Raw genomic sequence first — 19,076 nt, 5'->3', positions numbered from 1 at the left:
GTTAACGAGGAGAACCCACCATGGCCGAAGCACTCGAACAGAGCGCGCTGAAAGATGTCGCGTACGCGGGCAGCGATTTTTCGTCGCTGCTGCAAAAGGAATTCAAGCCGCGCAGCGACGAAGCCAAGAGCGCCGTCGAGGCCGCCGTGCTCACGCTGGCGCAGCAGGCGCTGAGCAACAGCACCGTCATCGGCAAGGACGTGACCAAGTCGATCCAGGCCATGATCGCCGCGATCGACGCCAAGCTCACCGACCAGGTGAACAGGATCATTCACCACCCCGACTACCAGAAGCTCGAGAGTGCGTGGCGCGGCCTGCACTACATGGTGAACAACACCGAGACCGACGAGCACCTGAAGATCCGCGTGATGGACATCTCCAAGCAGGAGCTGGCCAAGAACCTCAAGAAGTTCAAGGGCGCGGCCTGGGACCAGAGCCCGATGTTCAAGAAGATCTACGAGCAGGAATACGGCCAGTTCGGCGGCGAGCCCTTCGGCGCGCTGGTGGGCGACTACCACTTCGACCAGAGCCCGCCCGACGTGGAACTGCTCGGCGAGATGGCCAAGATCGCGGCCTCCGCGCACGCCCCCTTCATCACCGGCGCGAGCCCGAACCTGATGCAGATGGAGTCGTGGCAGGAGCTGGCCAACCCGCGCGACCTGACCAAGATCTTCCTCACGCCCGAATACGCCGGCTGGCGCAGCCTGCGCGAATCGGACGACGCCAAGTACCTCGGCCTGTGCATGCCGCGCTTCCTGGCGCGCACGCCCTACGGCGCCAACACCAACCCGGTGGAGGAGTTCGACTTCGAGGAAGACACGGCCGGCGCCGACCACGGCAAGTACGCCTGGGCCAACGCGGCCTACGCCATGGCCACCAACATCAACCGTTCGTACAAGCTCTACGGCTGGGGTTCGCGCATTCGCGGCATCGAATCGGGCGGCGCGGTGGAGAACCTGCCGCTGCACACCTTCCCGAGCGACGACGGCGGCGTCGACCAGAAGTGCCCGACCGAGATCGCCATCAGCGACCGGCGCGAGGCCGAGCTGTCGAAGGCCGGGCTGCTGTCGCTCATTCACCGCAAGAACTCCGACTTCGCGGCCTTCATCGGCGCGCAGTCGCTGCACAAGCCGGCGGAGTACGACGACCCCGACGCCACCGCCAACGCCAACCTGGCCGCGCGCCTGCCTTACCTGTTTGCCTGCAACCGCTTCGCGCACTACCTGAAGTGCATCGTGCGCGACAAGGTCGGCAGCTTCAAGGAGCGCGAGGAGATGCAGCGCTGGCTCAACAAATGGATCATGAACTACGTGGACGGCGACCCCGTCAACTCGTCGGAGACCACCAAGGCGCAGAAGCCGCTGGCGGCCGCCGAGGTGGTGGTGGAAGAGGTCGAGGGCAACCCCGGCTACTACACCTCCAAGTTCTTCCTGCGCCCGCACTACCAGCTCGAAGGCCTCACGGTCTCGCTGCGGCTGGTGTCGAAGCTGCCGTCGGCCAAGGGCGGCAAGTAAGCCGAATTTTTTGCCGAGGGGCACGCGCGATTCCTTTGAAACCCGCGCGGCCTCTTCGTTCTAGAAGCAGCCGGACGAGGCGACTCGCAAGGCACCCTGTTTCTTTCACAACCCGGCCGCATCGCAAGAAGGCCACTCTGGAGTACCAAAATGATCGACTGCCATTTCAAGATCGACGGCGTCAAGGGCGAGGCCGTGCACAAGGACCACAAGGAAGAGATCGAGCTCATGAGCTGGAGCTGGAACGTGCACAACGCCACCTGCACGGTCGGCGGCGGCTCGTCGGTCGGCAAGGGATCGCCTGGCATGGTCACCCTGACCAAGAAGTTCGACAGCGCCTCGCCCACGCTCGCCAAGGCCTGCGCCAACGGCAAGCACTTCGACAAGGCCACGCTGGTGATGGCCAAGTCGGGCGAAGGCCAGCAGACCTTCATGACGATCACCTTCAAGGAAGTTCGCATCGCCGACTTCAACGTGAGCGCCGCGCAAGGCGGCGAAGTGCACGAGAGCGTGGCCGTCTCGTACGGCGACATCGAGATCGCCTACAAGCCGCAGAAGGCCGACGGCACGATGGGCGGCGACATCAAGTTCGGCTGGGACACCCGCACCACCGAGACGCGCTGAGCGCTCTCCCCATGGCCGGCGCGGCAGGCGCCGGCCACGCGCTTTCCGGGTTCCGACCGCAAGCGACACAACACCCACGCAAGGAGAAGACAGCATGGCCGCGCCCGACAAACCCTCCCCCGCCATCGAGACGCTCAAGAAAGTGCTCAAAGCCGAGTTTCCGCAGGTCGACACGCAGACCGGTATCGGCAACCAGCCGGCATCGCGGCACACGTCCGGCATCGCGCTGGACATCATGCTCAACTACAAGAACGACAACGACGCGAAGATCGGGCGGCGCATCATGGCCGGCCTCGCGAAGAACCTCGACGCCATGCAATGGTCGGCATTCATCTTCACGGTGCGCAACGCGCGCACGCGTGGGCCGGTTCACTTCTGGGTGCGCGGCGCCGACGGCACGGGCTACGGTGGGCGCAAGCTCGAGGCCGGCAACTACACCGCCGACACGCGTCATGAAGATCACATCCACATCGACTGGGTGAACTTCGGCATGAAGAACACCGGCGCCGAATACACCGTCAACCCCTACAAGCAGTCGCAGGCCGCGCAGCTCGCGGGCTTCGAGTCGGCGCTTTCGCTGTTCCTCAGGAACGCGAGCGACAGCGAGGTCGACGCGATCCTCGCGCCCATGTTCGCCAAGCTGCCGGTCAACGCACCCGCCGAGCCCACGCCGGCCTGGGCGCGCGGCTGGTGGGCGGTGCAGCAGGAAGGCCAGACCTACTACTACCTGTTCGACGACAAGAGCTCCGTCAGCTGGACGTATGCCCGCCCCATGGGCCAGGGCACGCCGATGAGCGGCCGGCAGAACAGCGGTGCGTGCACCTTCGGCAAGAGCGGCGAACTGCGCATCGACTGGTCGCCGTTGACCTCGAACGTGGGCACCGTCGAGAACTTCAAGGGGCCCGGCAGTTCGATGAAGGGCAGCTCGAACCGCGGCGGTCCACTGACCGCCAACCAGATCTGAAGGCGGCGCCTCCTCCTCCTCCTCATCATCATCAGGAGGCGTCGTCCGCCGGTGCCGGCATCGCCACGGGCTCCATCAGCCGCGTGGCGTCCGCATCCTCCTCGATCACCCACAGCGTGAGCGCCGTGTAGTTGTCGTAGCCCGGCTTCGCATGGGCCTTGACCTGCGCGTCGATCAGCTCGGTCCACTGGCTGGGCGTGCGCGAGGCATGCAGGGTGTCGATCAGGCGCTCGTCGCCCAGCGGCTCCCACACGCCGTCGCTGCACAGCAGCAGCACGTCGCCCGGCAGCAGGCGCATGCGGTCCGACACCGCGATGTCGGGCGCCTCCTCGATCGAGCCCAGCGCCGACAGCAGCATGTTGCGCTGCGGATGCAGCCGCGCGCCCTCTTCGTCGAGCATGCCGCCGGCCACCATCTGCTGCACCAGGCTGTGGTCGGTGGTGCGCGCCACGATGGCGCCGCCGCGGAACAGGTAGGCCCGGCTGTCGCCGCTGTGCGCCCAGGCGAGCGCGTGGTCTTCCAGGTCGATGGCCGCGAACACGATGGTCGAGCGCATGCCCGCGAGCTTGCCGCCCTCGGCCTGGCGCGCCACCACGTCGAGGTTGGCCTGCGTCACCAGCGCGCGCAGCGTGGGCTCGTCCAGCCCCGGCGCGGCCGCGAAGCCGGCGAGCATGCTGCCGCGCGCGGTGGCCGCCGCCACGTCGCCGCCGCCGTGGCCGCCCGCGCCATCGGCCACCAGGCAGGCGACATGGCGTTCGTCGTGCCAGTGGCCGTGCACGTCCTCGTTGTAGTTGCGGCCGCCTTGCCGGGAGAGCGTGACGATTTCGATTTCCAAGCGGGGTGCCTCGCGAATGCTGCGGTTGTCGTGATGGTTTTCTTGTTCTTCTTCAGGCGTCGGACTTCAGGCGCGCCATCTGCTCTTCGTAGGCCTGCAGGAAGGCCTTGCCGAAGAGGCTGTGGAAGTCGTCCTCCGCCTCGCTCGCGATGCCGCCGTACAGCGACACGAACTGGTCCCAGAGCTTGGCCTTGCGGTTGGCGCTGAAGAGCGCGTCGAGCGCGGTCTTCGCGCTGATCTTCTTTTCCAGCTCGGCCGGCTCGAAGCGCGCGATGACATGCGCCAGCGCCGCGCGCATGCCCACCATCACGCCGAACTGATGGGCGCGCAAGTCATCGAAGGCGTCGCGCATCGCGGCCTCGGGCGGCATGAAGCCGCGCACGCCGGGCCCCAGCAGGTGCGCGAGCGCGACCTCCACCGTGGGCGAGAACTTCAGCGGGTTGTTGGCCTGCGCCGCGATCATCGTGACCTCGGCGCGCACCTCGCGCTTGAACTCCTGGCGCGTGAGCAGCAGCTGCAGCGTGCCTTCGGTCGCGCTGCGCAGCATCGAGCCGATGCGCTCCATGAGGCCGGGCGTGAGCATGTCGGGTGGCTGGTGCGTGCTGGCCAGGCCGCGCAGGAAGGCGGCGAGCAGCTCGTCTTCACCGGCGACGCGGCCGAACGACGGCGCGGTGGAAGCGGCAGCGCGCGGCGCCGGCGGCGCGGCCTGGACCACGGGCGCCACGGGCGGCTCGAAGGGCTTGCCGGAGCCTTCGGGGCCGCTGATGCGGATCGGCTGGCCGGTCATGTCGTCGAAGTTCGCGACGGGCTGCTGCGCCGGTGCCGGGCTCTCGATCGCCTTGGGCGGCGTGAAGCCGAACTGGTCGATCGGCAGATGGTCCGCGCGCGATGCCGGCGTGGCGGGCGCGGCGCGCTGCAATGCGGCCAGAGGATCGGCGTCCGACGCGGTGTTGGGCTGCAACAGCGGATCGGCCAGCGGCGACAGCGCGAGCGGGTCGCCGCCGATGCCGCCGCCACCGCCGTGCATGCCACCGAAGAGTTCGTCGATGCCCGCCGCCTTGCCATGCGCGGGCGGCGCGCCGAGGTCCGAGAAATCATCGAGCGCGCCCAGGCCGGGGGCGGGCGCGGAAGACGGCGCGGGGCCCAGCAGGTCCGCGAAGGGATCGATCTGCGCGGCCTGTGCATTGCGCGAGCCGGTGGCCATCGGGTCGGGGAAGAGCAGCGACTCGGGCGATGCAGGCGCTGCGGGCGCCGCGGCTTTCGGAGCGGCTGCGGCGGGTGCCGGCGCGGGAGGCCCGCCAAGGCCCGCGAGCAGGTCGGCGAAGGGGTCGTCGCTCGCCTGCGCCGCAGCAGGCGTGAGGGCAGGCCCACCGCCCAGCAGCGTGTCGGGAATGGCCAGCGGCGGCTGCGGCGCGGCCGCGGCCGTCGCGCGCACCGCGAGTTCGAAGCTGCCGACCACCAGCCGTGCGCCGTCGGTCAGCGCGGCCTCCTTGCCCGAACCCAGCGACACGCCGTTGCACTGCATCGGATTGCTGCCCCGGTCGATGACGAAATACTGCCCGTCGCGGCACAGCACCTGCGCATGCACGCGCGATACGGTGCGGTCGGGATCGTCGAGCACCAGCGTGTTGGTGTCGGCCCGGCCGATGGTGCCGCCGCTGGGGCCGAAGTCCGCCGCGATGGGCTGGCCAGCCGGAGCGCCTTGCCGGGTGATGACAGAGATATGGATCATGAATCGGCCCCTGTGGCTCGGCACGAGCGAAGAATCTTCTCGCGGGGAGTATTCATTTCGACTGGCATGTTGGCAATCTCGCCTTAAGAGGTATGCCATTGAAGCCAGGCGGCTACGGCGGTGAAGATGGCGGCGGTGAGCAGCCATGTGCGTGCGGCGGGACCTGGGCGCAGGAGCGCCGCCGCGAACAAAGCGACGGCCAGCGCGGCAAGGATGAATTTCGCGGCCATGCGCGATGCCCCGGTGTCAGTCATCCTGCGTCTGCGCCAGCCAGCGCGACTGGCGCCACGCGGGCGCTTGCGTGGGAAAGAGCTTGCTGCCGGGCCGCAGCAGGCACAAATGCTCCGCCGCCGCGATGCGCTGCCGCTGGAAGCCGCTGCCGAGCACGGCCATGCAATGCGCCCATGCGGGCGGCGCGCCCATGAAGTAGCGCTGTCCGGGCTGGAACCGTTCGGCGTTCGCGCGCCACCAGTCGCCCAGCTTCGCGGGATCGGGCCAGGGCAGGCCGTCGTCCTCGTCCATCGCGACATCGTCGTGCGCGGGATCGTCGTCGGGGCCGGACTCGAAGTCCTGCGGCGGCCTGCATTCGAGGTCGAGCCAGGCCAGGTCCAGTCCCGTGATGGTGCTGAAGGCTTCGCCCGCGACACGTGCCAGTGCGGGATCGTCCATCAACGAGAGGAGCCACGGCACGACGCGCGGATCGCCCACGGCACCCGCGCCGCGCACCGCGTCGCGCAGGCGCGCTGGCTTGTCGCGCATGTCGGCCAGCAGCGGCGCGGCCTGCTCGGCCGTCGCGAGCTTGAACAGCAAGGACAGCGCCTGCAGGCTCTGGTGCGTTCCCGGCATCAGCGCGGCATCGTGCAGCGCACGCACGGGCCGGTGGCGTTCGCCCAGCAGCACGGCCGAGCGGGCGGCCCAGAATCGGCATGCGGGGTCGGGGTCGGCAATGGCCTCCAGGCATGCGCCGGCGAGGTCGGTCCGGCCGCACTCGCCAGCGGCACGCAGCGCCTGTGCGCGAAGCATCGCGTCGCTGTCGGCCATGGCGCCCGCCAGCGCCACGCCGGGGTCGACCATGTGAGCATCGCAGGCAGCGATGGCGATGCTTCGGCGGAACGCCATCGGCGAGTCGAGCAGCTCTTTCGCGATGCCGCGCAACGAATGCGCCGCCGCCCAGCCGACGGCCAGCGCGCTGGCCTCGCGCACTGCCGGCAGCGCCTCGGCCAGCGCCAGCAGGCGATCGAGCCGGGGCAGGTCGTGGTTGACGACGGCCAGCACCGTGGCGGCAAACACCTCGCCGCGCCCTGCGTTGCCCAGCGCCGCGTCGCAGGCCTGGCGGCCGGCTTCGCCCGCGACGGCCAGGCCGTCGAGGTGCGCCGCGAGCCGGTCGTCCAGGCGGCGCAGGTGGTGCAGCCGGGCGTGTGCGGAGCCGGCCAGGAAGAAGCGCTGATTGCACAGCAGCGCCGACTCCTCGGCGTGCCGCATCACGACCAGCCCGACGGGCACGGCGGCGTAGCGCGGAATGGCGGCGGCCGTGTGCATGCGACGGCTCCGTCAGTCGTACTTGCGCCAGGCGGTGCCGTCGAACGACGCCACGTCGGCCTTGCCGACCGACCACATCACGCCCTGCGCCACCGAGAGGTTGTAGCAGCTCACAGGCCCCATCGCACCGAAGTCGACCGGTACCAGGCGGTCGGCGTCGAGCGTGTAGAGCCCCGACATGGTGGCCACGTAAAGCCTGTCTCGGAACCAGCACAGGTCCCACAGATCGGCGTCGACCTCGTCTTCCCATGCCACGGGCGTCCACGCATCGCCGCGTCCCTTGACCAGCACCCCACCCTGCCCAGCGACGTACACCAGTCCGTCGCCCGCACAGCAGACGGCCGACAGGATCACGTTGGTGGGACTGCCGCACCGGGTCCACGCGGCGCCGTCGTAGCGCCAGATCTCGCCGCCCCAGCCGGCCGCGTAGATCTCGTTCCAGCCGTAGCCGTCGATCGCCTCGAAACCGAACACCTCCGTCTGGCCGGCGCGCGGCGCGCTGATGTCCACCCACTGCGCTTCGCCGACGCGCCGGAACACCTGGCGCTTGCTGCCGCAGACGAAGACCTCGCCGCCGATCTCGCGCGCATGGCGGATCATGACGGGCCGCGGATCGATGGTCTCGTCTTCGCGCCGGCCGCCCACGTAGGTGCCGACCTCGCCGTCCTCGCCGACGAGCACGACCTTCTCCGCCGGCGACTTCGCCACCGCGATGGCCGTGGCGTTCCAGGTCGTGTTGAAGGCGTCGCCCCAGTTGCCCTTGTAGAGGCCGACCAGGCTGACATGCGCGATGTCCTGCTCGATGAGCGTCTTCATCTGACTGATGACGTACACGAGGTCCGCCATGCGGGCCGCGCCCCTGACGAACTCGCGCGAATTGGAAACCTTGTCCGGCATGTGAAGCTCCTCGTGTTCATGGCAGCGCCGCTCCCAGCTTGCCCGCCGTTTCGTTGACCGTCGACTGCAGCGACGCGTAGTGAGAGATGTCGGTCTTGCCGGTGGACGAATGCTTCACCGGCTTGGACGGATCGCCCAGTCCCTTGTGGCCTTCCTTGAGCTGGGCCTCCAGGCATTCCTGGCTGCAATGCGGGGCCACGGCCTTGGCGCCCTTGGCGCAATGCGTGACCTCCTTGTCGAACGTATTCGGGCTGCCGTTGGCCACGGCCGACGTGGTCTTGTGGTGCGTGTGGCGCAGGCCGTGCGTGCCCGAGCAGCTGCCGCCCTCGGTGCACATGCACGGCGCCTTGTTCATGTCGTAGGCTTCCCAGCCTTTCATGGGGTTGCCGCCGTAGCGGTCCTGGAAGAACGAACTCTTCGGCACGATGTGGTCACCCGTCTGCGCCTTGCAGCAGCCGCCGATGCCGTCCTCCACGGGCGGCGAGGCCTTGTAGGGCACGAGCCGGCAGCGGCGCGCGGCGGCGCACGGGTTCTCGCTGGCCTTCTTGGCGGCGCCGGCCAGGTCGCCCTTGATCGAGCCGAAGTCGCCGCCCAGCCCCGTCTCGGCGCAGACGTCCTTGCCGTCGGGCTTGGCGGGCTTGTAGTCCTGGCAGGCCGTAGCCTCGCGCGCCTTGTCGCCGTCGCACAGCTTCTTGATGTCGCCGTCGGCCATCGAGTCGACGAACGGCCAGGGCACCGCTTCGTTGGCCGTCGGACTGCCGTGGTTGTTGGTGGTCTTGTCGAGGTGACGAACGGCGTTCTCGCCTTCGAACTTCACGTCCATCGACCAGTCGATGAAATACACCTTGCCCTTGTTCTTGCTCGACACCACACCCTTCTTCGCCGCGCAGCCGGCCTCGTCGCCCGACGATGTCTTGAAGTAGGACTTGTTCTTCAGCATGATTTCCTGGCCCGAGATCTGAACGCTGCGGCTGCCGTCGGTGGTGTCGGAAGCCAGGCCGGTGTTCGGGTAGGGAACCGGCACGCCGGGCGGCGTGGCCGGGTTTTCGGGCGGCGTCATGCACACGTCGGGCATGGCGCAGATGGTTTTTCCCGCCCCCGCCTTGCAGGCGATCTCGCGGCCGTTGGCGAACACCTGGTTGGCCATGCGTCAGCCTTGCGCGCCGCGCCACGAGAAGATCATCGACGCGCGCCGCCCGTCCTCGTTGCCCAGGTGCAGCAGCACGTGCTCGCCCTTGGCGTACGCTTTCTCGCAAGCCGCCTTGAGCACCGCGATCATCACCAGCCCGATGGCCGCGCCCACCTCGCCGATGCAGTCCGCCGGATGCCACACGTCGAACTCGGTGCGCTTGGTGCGGTCGATGCGCCCGAACGCCAGGCTGGCCTCCTTGAACGCGTACTGCCCTCCCGAGGCATCGATGATCTTGAACTGCAGGATGCCCTCGCCGCAGCCGGCGTCCTGCAGCGACTGGCGGATGGCCGCGGTGAGCCCGTCGGCGCGCAACGGCTCCTCTGAGTCGACGTGCGCCTGCTCCACCGCGAAGCCCAGCCCGCGGCACACGAGTTGTCCGTCGCCGTGCACGCCCATGGCCTCGACCAGCAGCGCGGCGGCGCCCTCTCCCGGAATGAACCCATCCGAGTTCCCGCTCGTGAGCAGGCGGTCGCGCTCCTCGCAGTCCGCCAGCGCCGCGCCATCGAGCAGGCTGTCGCTCGCGGCGATTGCGACCCGTGTCGCCCGCCCCTCGCCGATCAGCTGGCGCGCCCGCAGCAACGCGACGGCCGCCGACACGCGCCCGCGCGCGATCACGGCGGAATCCGGATGGAAGCGCACGCCGATTTCGTTTTCGAGTGCCTCGAAGAAGCGCTCGTCGTCTTCCACGATCCGCCCGGGCCGGCCTGTTTCGGCCAGGCACAGCAGCAGCGGAGTGGCTTCGCAACTGTCACCGTCGAAACCGGCCAGGCACTCGGCGATCGCACGCGCGGCCATCTTGAGCAGGCGCTTCTCGCCGCGCCACGGCTGCGGGAACGGCACTTCGCAGCCCATGAGCCATTCGCCGTCGCGGTCGCGGAACCGGGTCTGCTGGAAGTTGTCCACCGCGCCCCGGATGGCGGCGCAGGTGGAGGCCGCGTCGAGACCGACACCCGTGACGAGCCCGGTGCGGCACACCGTGATCGCGGGCGCCGTCATGGCTGCGGCTCCGTCTCGCGGCGCTGCCCGCGCACCAGTTCGCCCAGCGAAGGATGCCACTGCTTGCCGAGCGCGCGGGCACGCCACCAGCCAGAAGACATGCGCCCGGCCAGCACGTTCGACATCTCGAAGATGCTCTTCTTCAATGGCATCGTGGCGCGCCAGGCCATGGTGAGCAACATGCGGTCGGTGTCGATGACCAGCGTGTCGAGCGTGCCCTGCACCGTGTCGTGGCCCCCCTTGCGGCGGAAGAAGGTGACGGGCACGTCGATCACGGGCAGCGAGAAGCGCAGTTGCCCCTCGGCCGTCAGGTTGCCGAGCACGACCTCTTCGCCGCCGCGCAGGAAGCCCACCTGCTGGTCGGGCGGCGCGGCCTGGTAGTAGGCGTCGTCGAAATCCGCGGGCAGGAAGGGAAAGGTGTGATCGATCCAGTCCTGGTCGTAGGTGCCGGCATGGGGCAGGCGCGACGACCAGCCCCGGCCCACGGGCCCGAAGGCCATCGGCGCATAGATACCGTCGGGCGCCTCCACCGGCTGCTCGAAAGCCTCGGTGCACGGCAGCGGCGTGCCGTCGAGCAGCGAGGACTGCAGGCTGCAATGCCAGCCGCAACCGACCGGGTTGGCCATGTAGGCGCCGTGGCGGGCGGGGTCTTCATGGCGCTCGTCTACGCCGCCGAACGCGACGTCGTAGCTGATGGCCCGAGTGACGAACGCGTCAGGCGGCGAGGCGCGCACACCCGACAGCCCCGCGCTCCAGTGCCGGGCACCGACCACCGAGAACATCTTCTTCCACGCGCCTACGCGCACCCCCACCGGCACGCGCTGCGCCGGTTCGCCGTGCGGCGCATGGGCCGTGCCGGTGAGCAGGATGTCGCAGCGCGGCTTGCGCGGTGCATAGTCCACCTCCTGCGCCGGCGCCGAATAGCCCGGATCGCCGGTGAAGGTGTCGGCGGCGATGAGCGGCAGCTGCATCGCATGGCGCGGCGCCACGGCGCCGTCGCCGGGTATCGCGAAGGTGCCCTTCACCACGACGACCAGCAACTCCCGCCCCGAAGGCTCCATGCCCATGGTGTAGCCGGCGGTCATCCCGGTGGCGTTCACGACTTCCATGGCGGCTCCCGGCAGTCCCGCGCGCTCAGTTGATCTGCACGGCGCCGCCCTTGATGCGGTTCGTGCCCGTGGAGCGGCTCAGCAGATAGCTGCCCTGGATCAGCACCTTGCCCGTGCGCGTCAGTGTGATGCTGGCCTTGCCGCAGCGCAGCACCATCTGCTCGCGCGCGCTCACGAGCAGGCGCTCGCCGTCGGCGTCGATCTCGACCTGCGCCGGCCTGCCTTCCGCCGGCCATGCGCCGTCGCCGCGCACGACACCCATCACGAGCGGACGCGCCGGGTCGGCGCGCTCGAACATGAGGCTCACCGCCCGGCCCACGTGCGCGCCGTGCAGGTCGACGACGCTGCGCGCTGGCAGCGCGGCCGTGCCGGGCTGCCCCTCGAACACGACGAGCGGCGTGCGCCCTTCATCGGCGATGCCCACCAGCTCGCCGATCACCATGCCGTGCCACGCACCCGTGTCCAGTGCCTGGGCCAGCTTCGCCTCGATCAAGTCCCTGCCGCTCATGGTCGTACTCCTCGCATGGAATCAGTTCTGCAGAATCTTCGAGCCCTTCATCACGATGTCGCTGCTTGCCTTCGCATTGATCTTTCCGGAGGCGTCGATCGTGATGTCCTTGCCCTTGATGACGATGGTCCCGTCCTTCTTCATCGTGATGCTCGCGCTGCCTGTGGTGATGGAGATGGAGTCGCCCGCGCTGATGACGAGGTTCTTGCCCACGCTCAGCGAATCGTCCTTGCCCACGCTGGTGGAGCGGCCCTTGCCCACGCTGCGCGCCTCGTCGCTGCCCACGTTCGTCGTGAGGTTCGCCCCCACGTCCACCGACCGGTTGGCGCCGATGCTGCTCGACTGGTTGGCGCCCACGCTGATGGTCTGGCTCGCGCCCACGGTCACGGCCTGCACGGCCCCCACGGTGATCTCCTGCGCCGCGCCCACGGTGATGGTCTCGTTCACCCCCACCGTATGGGTGCGCTGCAGCGCCACCGTGGCCGTCTCGCTCGCGCCCACGGTGATCGTGCGGTTGCTGCCGATGGTGATGGTCTCGTTGCTTCCCACGGTCTCGGTGCGGTTCACGCCGATCGAGATGGTCTCGTTGTTGCCCACCGATTCCGTGCGGTTCACGCCGATGGTGATCTTCTCGTTGTTGCCGACGGTCTCGGTGCGGTCGTGCTTCACGTGCACCGTCTCGTCGTGGTCGACGGTCTTCTTGCGGTCGTGGCCCACCCAGTGGGTCTCGTCGTTCTCGACCTCGATGTCCTGGTTCTTCTCGGCATGCAGGTACACCTGCTCCGAGCCCTTCTTGTCCTCGAAGCGGAACTCGTTGCAGTTGGCCGCGCTGCCCTTGGGCGTGGAGCGCGTGCGAAAACCGCTCTGCGTGTGGCTTCCGAAAGGAATGGGCTGGTCGTCGTTGTAGACGCGGCCGATGACCAGCGGACGGTCGGGGTCGCCGTTCAGGAAGTCGACGATCACCTCCTGCCCGATGCGCGGAATGAAGTAGCCGCCCCAGCCCTTGCCCGCCCACGGCTGCGACACGCGCACCCAGCAGGTCGACTTCTCGTTGCTCTTGTCGTAGCGGTCCCAGTGGAAGTGCACCTTCACGCGGCCGAAGTCGTCGGCGTGTATCTCCTCGCCGTCCGGCCCCACCACGATGGCCGACTGCGGGCCGGGCATGCGCACGCGGGGCGTGAGGCGCGGCGGACGGAAGGGCACGTCGATCGGCATCACGGTGAGCAGGAAGGCGCTGTCGCCGTTGCGCCCGGCGCGCAGCGCGGGGGTCTGCGCCACCAGCTCGCGCAGCACGGGCAGCGTGTCGGCGCACACGGCGTCGTCTTCGAGCGCCTCGCGCAGCAGCACGTCCAGCGGGACCGGGTCGCCGACCTCCGGCACGCCCTCGTAGCCGGAATGGCTGGCCACGAAGGTGCAGGCCGCGATCACGTAGTCGCCGTCGCGCGCCGCATCGGGGTCGCCCTTGAAGGTGAAGCTGCGCCCGGCCGCGACGTCGGGCCAGCGCGTGAGCGCGAAGTGGCGCTGGCGGCGCGCGCCGATCTCCTCGCCGCGCAGCTTTCCCTTGTCGTCGGCGTCGCCGCCCGAGAAGTAGCCGCCTGCGAATTCGAAGGCTTCGAACTCGGACAGCTCGCACTTGTCGGGCTCGCCGCCGGTGGCCTCGAGCTTCTTCTTGATGGACTTGAAGTTGCTGTCGCGCGAGGCGTACTTGCCGGTGTCGAACTGCCGCTCGCTGATCCAGCGCGAGATCTCGTTGTCGCGCGGCTCGGTGGCGCCGGCGGGCATGAAGTTCAGCGTGGAGGCTGCGGGCAGCTTGTCGTGCGCGAGGTCGCTGGCGTCCGACAGGTGCATGGTGCCGGGCGCGTCGTGCGCGTCGAACCAGTAGTAGATGCCTTCGTCTTCCAACAGCCGCGAAAGGAACTGGTAGTCGCTTTCCTGGTGCTGCACGCAGTAGCGGCGCGGCTCGTGCGTGCCGATGACGTTGTCGGCCCTGGTCTTCTTGAAGCGCTTGATGGGGCTGTCCTCGAACACCGCGTCCAGCACCTCCAGCACCTTCTTGTCCTGCAGGATGCGCGAGTTGATGCGCTTGGTGAGCAGCCAGAACCACGAGCGCAGCGCGATGCGGTATTCGAAGTAGCGGCCCACATGCCCCGCGCGCATGAAGCGCACCGCATGGCCCTGGCAATGGCGCACGTGCCTGGCGCCGTCGGCATCCTCGAACTCGATGCTCACGTCGAAGGCGCGCCCCAGGATGTCCCTGGCGTCGAGCGTGCGGCTCTTCGACAGCACCGTGAGCTCATAACTCGACGCGCGTGCCAGCGCCTCATGGCCCGCGATGCGCCAGAACATCAGCTCGCCGTTGACGGGCGAGTCGCTGTCGATGCGAAATTCGTGGTCGGCCATGGGATGAGCGGTGCGTCAGCCGGCCAGCAGCAGCACCTTGGTCTGGCTGGGCACGATGCGGCAACCCGGCGCGTTGGTGGAGTTCTGCAGCGACATGCTGGTCAGGCGGGTGGCGGGCATCCCCTTGAGCAGCACCGTGAAGGCGCCCGTCAGGTGGCGGCACGGCCCCATCACCATGCCCGACGCCACGCCGGTGGCGACGCCCGGGTTGTCGCCGTTGCTCATGGGGATCGTGGTGCCCATGTTGTGCGCGGGCGCGCCCATGAAGAGGATGGTCGGCACATTCGGTATCGCCATCGGCCCCATCGCGATGTTCGGATAGGGAATGGGCACCGGTCCCGCGGGGCTGGGCGTCAGGCAGACGTCGGGGAAAGCCATGTCGGTCCCCATCAACTGGCAGTTGGCGAACATGCGCGGCTCCCGTTCAACCGAGGTGGATCTGGTCGCCGTCGACCTTGGCGAGGTTCGACGCGTTGGCGACCAGGTTCTGTGCCTGCAGCTGCATCAGCTGCTCGGCCCGGTAGTCGATCTGCCCGCTGCGCACCTGGTCGATGCCTTCCACGGTGCGCTGGCTCCAGCGGGCGAACTGCAGCAGCCGGTCGGCGAAGGACTCGATCAGGTCGCTGACGATCCTGACCCGGCCGAAGGACCAGGCCGCCTCCCGCCCCACGGCCGTGACGGCGCCCACGCAGAGCGCGGCCGAGTCGGCCTGCACCGCGAGCGTGGTGCCCTGCAGGTTCAGCGTCCCGGCACGCAGCGCCAGCGCGCCGGCGGGCACCTCGATGCTGCTGCCCGCGGGCAGCCTGATGTTCTCCGGGCCCGGGCCGGCGCGCTCGAGGATCGCGGTCACGTAGACGCCCTGCTCGAGATCGCCCGACAGCCACACCCTGTCGCCCGCCCGCGGCGCCAGCAGGCAGCTCGCCGCCTGGCGCGCCTCGATCTCGCCCTGCGGCAGAACGACCGTCGCGAGGCCGCCGGCCGCGATGTGACGCACCACGCCGGCCTGGTTGATCGGCACTCCGCACAGCTGCAGCAGGTGGTCTTCGCGGGTACTCATGGTTTCGGCTCCTTCATGACAAGGGGGCGGGCTGCCAACGCTCGGAGGCCAGCAGCACAGGATCGGACTCGAGCGCGCGCGCACGGTCGGTGTAGAGGGCGCCTTCGTCTTTCGCTTCATGCAGGTTGCTGCGGAACATCGAGGCGCCGCGCAGGTCCGCGCGGCGCAGGTCCGCGTGCGAGAAGTCGGCGTAGGTCAGCTCGCATCCGTCCAGCCTGGCACCCGGCAGCGCAGCGCCGGTCCAGTTGCTCTGATGCAGGTTCGCCGAAGCGAAGCTGCTGTCCGCCGCCCGCGCGCCGATGAAGATCGCCTGCACGAGATTGGCACGGTCGAAGCGCGCGCCCGCCAGGTCCGCGTCCATGAAGATGGCATTGGCCGCCTCGGCGCCCTCGAAGCTGGCACCGGCCAACCGTGCCTTCTGGAAATTGCCTTTCGCGAGCTGGGCCCGCGAGAAATCGCAGCCGCGCAGGTCGGCTTCCATGAACTGGCAGGTCGCGAAGCGCTGGCCCGCGAACGAATGACCCGACAGGTCGGACTTGAGAAACACCACCGTCGAGAACTCCGTCCCCGAGAAGGCGGCGCGCTTGAGGTCGCAGCCCATCAGCACGCAGCTGTCGAGCGAGGCCTTGGCGAAATCGAGCACGCCCGTTTCGCAATCGACCATCGTCACCTGCGAGAGCCGGCCCTGCCTGAACAACAGCCCGTCCAGCTTCGACTTGACGAAGCTCACCGACGCCAGCCGGCTCGCGTTCATCGCCAGGCCCTCGACGGTGCATTGGAAGAAGGCCACGCTCTTCATGTCGACGTCGGCCATCACCGCGCGCTGCACGGTGCATTCCGCGAACGACGCACCCGTCATGCGGCTGCGCTCCATCGAAGTGCGCGCGAAGCTGCAGCGGATGAACACGCTCTCGCACAGGTCGGCGCCGGCCAGCCGCGCATCGTCGAAGCGGCAGCCGTCGAACACGGTGGCGGACAGGTCCTCGCCCGTGAAGTCCATGCCCGAGAGGTCCGCCTCCAGGACGGGCTCGGCGAGCTGGACGCGACGCAGGACCTCGTTCCTGTCCATGTTCATGCGCTCCCCGTGGGATGCGCGTGGCGCGGATAGGTCCGCATGCGCGTGGTGATGGCCTCGGCGAAGTCGGCGCCCGCGCCGATGCGCACGCGCGCGAAATCGCTCTGGAAGAGGTTGGCCCGGCGATAGTCCGTGCCATCCAGGCGCGCATGCTGGAAGACCGCGTCGGCCAGGTTCGCTGCGCCCAGCCTGGCCTGCTGCAGCCCTGCGCGCACGAAGCGGGCCTGGCGCGCATCGGCGCCACCGAAGTCGGCACGCGCGAGATCGCTCTCGCTGAAGTCGCTGCCGCGCAGGCAGGCGCCGCGAAACACCGCGCCGGCGGCCGCCACGCCGCGAAAATTCATCGCCGGAAGATCGGCTTGCGAGAAGTCCGCGCCGTCGAGGGCGCAGCCCTTCACGAAGCAACCGGAGGCGATGCGCAGCCCCCGGAACGAAGTGCCGCGAGCCTGCACCGAGACGAACGCGCACTTGTCGATGTGCGCGTGCGTGAAATCAACGCCGGAGACATCGCATTCCAGGAACACGCATTCCTTGAAGCGCACGCCGGCGAAGCAGCAGGCCCTGAGATCGCGCTGGCGCAGCAGCAGGATGCTCGCCGCCTGCGCGCCGGTGAAGTCGATCGCGCCGATCACCGCTTCCTCCAGCATGACGCCGTCGATGCGCGCGCCGCGCCAGCTGGTTTCCTCGATGCGTGCCCGGGTGAACACGGCATCGCTCAGGTCCGCCTCGCTGAAGTCGCTCTTCTCGATGCGGCTCGCGCCCAGGTTCGCGCGCGACAGCCTGGCGCCCGCCAGCTGGGTGAGCCGCAACGTGGCGTGCGCGAGCACCGCGTCGCCGAGGTCTGCACGGTCCAGGCGCGTGCCGGTCAGGTTGGCGCGCTCCATCAGCGCGCCGCGCAGGTTCGCGCCTTCCAGGCTCATGCCCGAGAGGTTGGCGCCCGTCAGGTCCCACCCCTCGAACGCACCGCCCTTCGCGTGGTGCTCGAGCACGCGCTGGCGCAGCGCATGCGCGGCGTCCTTGCCGAGCTCGTCGGCAGGCGGCTGGTAGTGGGCGGCCATGCGGTAGCCCGCCAGCTGGCTTTTCTCGCCGGCCCGCCAGGTGGCGATCTGCCGCTCGTCGGTGCTCATCTGCTTGAGTTCGTCGGCGGCGCCGGGCATGCCTTCGGCCTGGGCGATGAGCGTCTTCATGTGGGCGAGCAGTCCGTCCACGTAGGGCCGCGGCGGGCCGCGCATGGCAAGCCCCTGCATCTCTTGGCGGATCGGCGCGAAAGACATGCCCGACTGCTCGAACTGCGCCTGCACGCCGGCGATCGACGCCGCCTTGCCGGCCTCGGCCTGCGCCTGCATCGCCTGCGCCTGCGCGAGCAGCTCCTTGCGCACGCGCAGCAGGTCGTCGATCGTGCGGATGCGCGGCAGGGGCGCCCCGTCGACCGGCGGCGCATGCACGGCGGGGTCGAGCCCGTGCGACCTGACGATCTCGTTCGCGGCGATGCGCTCTTCGCGCGCGCGCCTGGCGCCGCGCTCCAGCATGCGTCCCGGCGCGGGGTCGACATCGAACAGCGGCACGGCCAGATCGGCCGGCAGCAGGTCGTCCTCGCGCAGTGACTCGATGGCGCCCTCTTCCTTCTCGAGGCGCTTGTCGCGCACTTCCAGGTAGTGCAGCGCGTCGCGCGGCGCCGCGAGGTATTCGATCCCGGCCAGCAGATGGACCACGTCGGCACCGTCGTCCTCGAAGATCTCGTGCATGCCCTGGAACGCGAGGATGATCTTCCCGTCTTCCGGAAAGAACCACAGCGTGTTCAGGCGGCTGGGCACTTCCTTGAACTTCTCCTGGCCGCCCACGCGATGCGTGACGAAGCTGCGTGCCCGCAGGCCCGGCAGGCGGCCTTCGAGCAGGGCGTGCTCCGGATGCATGTTGTGGAAGGCATAGGACTCGTCGCCCCGGAAGGCCTCTGCCTGCTGCTGGTCTTCGGGCGCCGCGTTGAAGAAGCGCCAGTCGGTGTCCGACGCGATCGCCGGAAACTCCTTGCGCAGCCACGCGTCGTCATAGGTGCCGCGCCACTGCGCGCGCTGCGGCCACGTCTGCTCGATCGGCCCGAAGCCGGCAGGCGCCGGCTGCTGCTGGCGCGACGAGAGCACGGCTTCCGGCCGCTCGATGTTCGGCAGCGGATGAAAGCGCGCACCGCCCAGCTCGACCGGCGCTGCCCCCTTCCCCAGCGGATTGGCCGCGAACGCCGGACCGCCGAAGGCGCGGTCCCAGCGCAGCGGCATGCGCGCGAACTCGGCGGCGGCGCCGGGCCGGTCACCGTCCCAGAACCGGTCGCCATGCACGACCAGCGTCTTGCGCAGCGTGCCGACCTGGGCGGCGACGGCGCAGCTTCGCCCATCCGTGCCGTGCGGGAAGGCTGCGCCCGCCACGAGGAACTGCGCCCGCGTGCGCACCATGGCGTCGTCCAGCGGCATCTCGGCCTCGGGCCGGGTGGCCCAGAACTGCCAGAGCGCCTTCTCCGGCCACAGCCGCGGCGCCGCGGCAAGATCGACCAGCACCAGCGTCGACACGCCCAGCCAGCACTTGCCCCGGAACTCGAAGCACCGGGTCAGCAGCGAGACGGGCATCGGCTTGATGACTTTCATG

At 69.1% G+C, this 19,076-nt stretch carries 17 protein-coding genes; 3 read left to right on the top strand and 14 right to left on the bottom strand.

Annotated elements, in window-relative coordinates; translation table 11 throughout:
* Window positions 1-20 precede the first annotated feature (20 nt).
* The 3 genes from tssC (at window position 21) to L3V85_RS05650 (ending at window position 3,102) form a co-directional block, all read left to right on the top strand.
* A complete protein-coding gene (tssC, locus tag L3V85_RS05660) occupies window positions 21-1,514 on the top strand; it encodes a type VI secretion system contractile sheath large subunit (RefSeq protein WP_237678428.1) in 1,494 nt (497 codons plus the stop codon).
* Window positions 1,515-1,664: 150 nt separating this feature from the next.
* Window positions 1,665-2,138, top strand: coding sequence for an Hcp family type VI secretion system effector (locus L3V85_RS05655; protein ID WP_237678427.1), 474 nt, complete (start codon window positions 1,665-1,667; stop codon window positions 2,136-2,138).
* Between the two features lie 94 nt (window positions 2,139-2,232).
* Window positions 2,233-3,102, top strand: coding sequence for a hypothetical protein (locus tag L3V85_RS05650; protein ID WP_237678426.1), 870 nt, complete (start codon window positions 2,233-2,235; stop codon window positions 3,100-3,102).
* 31 nt (window positions 3,103-3,133) lie between these two features.
* Here the strand turns inward: L3V85_RS05650 and L3V85_RS05645 are convergent, their stop codons facing one another.
* The 14 genes from L3V85_RS05645 to L3V85_RS05580 form a co-directional block, all read right to left on the bottom strand.
* Complete coding sequence (locus L3V85_RS05645; RefSeq protein ID WP_237678425.1) at window positions 3,134-3,937, bottom strand: PP2C family protein-serine/threonine phosphatase; 804 nt, start codon at window positions 3,935-3,937, stop codon at window positions 3,134-3,136.
* Between the two features lie 52 nt (window positions 3,938-3,989).
* Window positions 3,990-5,669, bottom strand: coding sequence for a type VI secretion system-associated FHA domain protein TagH (gene tagH, locus L3V85_RS05640; protein WP_237678424.1), 1,680 nt, complete (start codon window positions 5,667-5,669; stop codon window positions 3,990-3,992).
* An 83-nt stretch (window positions 5,670-5,752) separates the two neighbouring features.
* Window positions 5,753-5,899: a hypothetical protein gene (locus L3V85_RS05635; RefSeq protein ID WP_237678423.1), complete on the bottom strand. Its 147-nt coding sequence runs from the start codon at window positions 5,897-5,899 to the stop codon at window positions 5,753-5,755.
* Window positions 5,900-5,915: 16 nt separating this feature from the next.
* The gene (locus tag L3V85_RS05630) at window positions 5,916-7,208 is read right to left on the bottom strand and encodes a TIGR02270 family protein (RefSeq protein WP_237678422.1); all 1,293 of its coding nucleotides are present in this window, start codon (window positions 7,206-7,208) and stop codon (window positions 5,916-5,918) included.
* Window positions 7,209-7,220: 12 nt separating this feature from the next.
* Window positions 7,221-8,105 (bottom strand): hypothetical protein, encoded by an 885-nt coding sequence (locus tag L3V85_RS05625; protein WP_237678421.1) that lies wholly within the window; start codon window positions 8,103-8,105, stop codon window positions 7,221-7,223.
* Window positions 8,106-8,121: 16 nt separating this feature from the next.
* Window positions 8,122-9,252, bottom strand: coding sequence for a PAAR-like domain-containing protein (locus tag L3V85_RS05620; protein ID WP_237678420.1), 1,131 nt, complete (start codon window positions 9,250-9,252; stop codon window positions 8,122-8,124).
* Between the two features lie 3 nt (window positions 9,253-9,255).
* On the bottom strand, window positions 9,256-10,293 hold the full coding sequence (locus L3V85_RS05615) for a hypothetical protein (RefSeq protein WP_237678419.1): 1,038 nt from the start codon (window positions 10,291-10,293) through the stop codon (window positions 9,256-9,258).
* The gene (locus L3V85_RS05610; protein ID WP_237678418.1) at window positions 10,290-11,402 is read right to left on the bottom strand and encodes a DUF2169 family type VI secretion system accessory protein; all 1,113 of its coding nucleotides are present in this window, start codon (window positions 11,400-11,402) and stop codon (window positions 10,290-10,292) included. The genes L3V85_RS05615 and L3V85_RS05610 overlap by 4 nt, the downstream gene beginning before the upstream one ends.
* A 25-nt stretch (window positions 11,403-11,427) precedes the next feature.
* Complete coding sequence (locus L3V85_RS05605; protein WP_237678417.1) at window positions 11,428-11,910, bottom strand: DUF6484 domain-containing protein; 483 nt, start codon at window positions 11,908-11,910, stop codon at window positions 11,428-11,430.
* Between the two features lie 21 nt (window positions 11,911-11,931).
* On the bottom strand, window positions 11,932-14,310 hold the full coding sequence (locus tag L3V85_RS05600; RefSeq protein WP_237678416.1) for a type VI secretion system Vgr family protein: 2,379 nt from the start codon (window positions 14,308-14,310) through the stop codon (window positions 11,932-11,934).
* Between the two features lie 15 nt (window positions 14,311-14,325).
* Window positions 14,326-14,721, bottom strand: coding sequence for a DUF4150 domain-containing protein (locus L3V85_RS05595; protein ID WP_237678415.1), 396 nt, complete (start codon window positions 14,719-14,721; stop codon window positions 14,326-14,328).
* Window positions 14,722-14,734: 13 nt separating this feature from the next.
* On the bottom strand, window positions 14,735-15,367 hold the full coding sequence (locus L3V85_RS05590; protein WP_237678414.1) for a DUF3540 domain-containing protein: 633 nt from the start codon (window positions 15,365-15,367) through the stop codon (window positions 14,735-14,737).
* Between the two features lie 13 nt (window positions 15,368-15,380).
* On the bottom strand, window positions 15,381-16,436 hold the full coding sequence (locus tag L3V85_RS05585) for a pentapeptide repeat-containing protein (protein ID WP_237678413.1): 1,056 nt from the start codon (window positions 16,434-16,436) through the stop codon (window positions 15,381-15,383).
* 2 nt (window positions 16,437-16,438) lie between these two features.
* On the bottom strand, window positions 16,439-19,075 hold the full coding sequence (locus L3V85_RS05580) for a DUF2169 family type VI secretion system accessory protein (RefSeq protein WP_237678412.1): 2,637 nt from the start codon (window positions 19,073-19,075) through the stop codon (window positions 16,439-16,441).
* Window position 19,076 lies beyond the last annotated feature (1 nt).

The sequence above is a fragment of the Variovorax paradoxus genome (assembly GCF_022009635.1).
In the GTDB taxonomy this organism is placed as follows: Bacteria; Pseudomonadota; Gammaproteobacteria; order Burkholderiales; family Burkholderiaceae_C; genus Variovorax.
This window is presented reverse-complemented; position numbering and strand designations above follow the sequence as displayed.

Excerpts from the sequence above, each read along its gene's own strand:
- L3V85_RS05630 (WP_237678422.1), bottom strand. The coding sequence starts at position 7,208 with ATGCACACGGCCGCCGCCATTCCGCGCTACGCCGCCGTGCCCGTCGGG.
- L3V85_RS05615 (WP_237678419.1), bottom strand. The coding sequence starts at position 10,293 with ATGACGGCGCCCGCGATCACGGTGTGCCGCACCGGGCTCGTCACGGGT.
- L3V85_RS05605 (WP_237678417.1), bottom strand. The coding sequence starts at position 11,910 with ATGAGCGGCAGGGACTTGATCGAGGCGAAGCTGGCCCAGGCACTGGAC.
- L3V85_RS05595 (WP_237678415.1), bottom strand. The coding sequence starts at position 14,721 with ATGTTCGCCAACTGCCAGTTGATGGGGACCGACATGGCTTTCCCCGAC.
- L3V85_RS05580 (WP_237678412.1), bottom strand. The coding sequence starts at position 19,075 with ATGAAAGTCATCAAGCCGATGCCCGTCTCGCTGCTGACCCGGTGCTTC.
- L3V85_RS05650 (WP_237678426.1), top strand. The coding sequence starts at position 2,233 with ATGGCCGCGCCCGACAAACCCTCCCCCGCCATCGAGACGCTCAAGAAA.
- L3V85_RS05610 (WP_237678418.1), bottom strand. The coding sequence starts at position 11,402 with ATGGAAGTCGTGAACGCCACCGGGATGACCGCCGGCTACACCATGGGC.
- tagH (WP_237678424.1), bottom strand. The coding sequence starts at position 5,669 with ATGATCCATATCTCTGTCATCACCCGGCAAGGCGCTCCGGCTGGCCAG.
- tssC (WP_237678428.1), top strand. The coding sequence starts at position 21 with ATGGCCGAAGCACTCGAACAGAGCGCGCTGAAAGATGTCGCGTACGCG.
- L3V85_RS05625 (WP_237678421.1), bottom strand. The coding sequence starts at position 8,105 with ATGCCGGACAAGGTTTCCAATTCGCGCGAGTTCGTCAGGGGCGCGGCC.
- L3V85_RS05655 (WP_237678427.1), top strand. The coding sequence starts at position 1,665 with ATGATCGACTGCCATTTCAAGATCGACGGCGTCAAGGGCGAGGCCGTG.
- L3V85_RS05600 (WP_237678416.1), bottom strand. The coding sequence starts at position 14,310 with ATGGCCGACCACGAATTTCGCATCGACAGCGACTCGCCCGTCAACGGC.
- L3V85_RS05585 (WP_237678413.1), bottom strand. The coding sequence starts at position 16,436 with ATGGACAGGAACGAGGTCCTGCGTCGCGTCCAGCTCGCCGAGCCCGTC.
- L3V85_RS05590 (WP_237678414.1), bottom strand. The coding sequence starts at position 15,367 with ATGAGTACCCGCGAAGACCACCTGCTGCAGCTGTGCGGAGTGCCGATC.
- L3V85_RS05620 (WP_237678420.1), bottom strand. The coding sequence starts at position 9,252 with ATGGCCAACCAGGTGTTCGCCAACGGCCGCGAGATCGCCTGCAAGGCG.
- L3V85_RS05635 (WP_237678423.1), bottom strand. The coding sequence starts at position 5,899 with ATGGCCGCGAAATTCATCCTTGCCGCGCTGGCCGTCGCTTTGTTCGCG.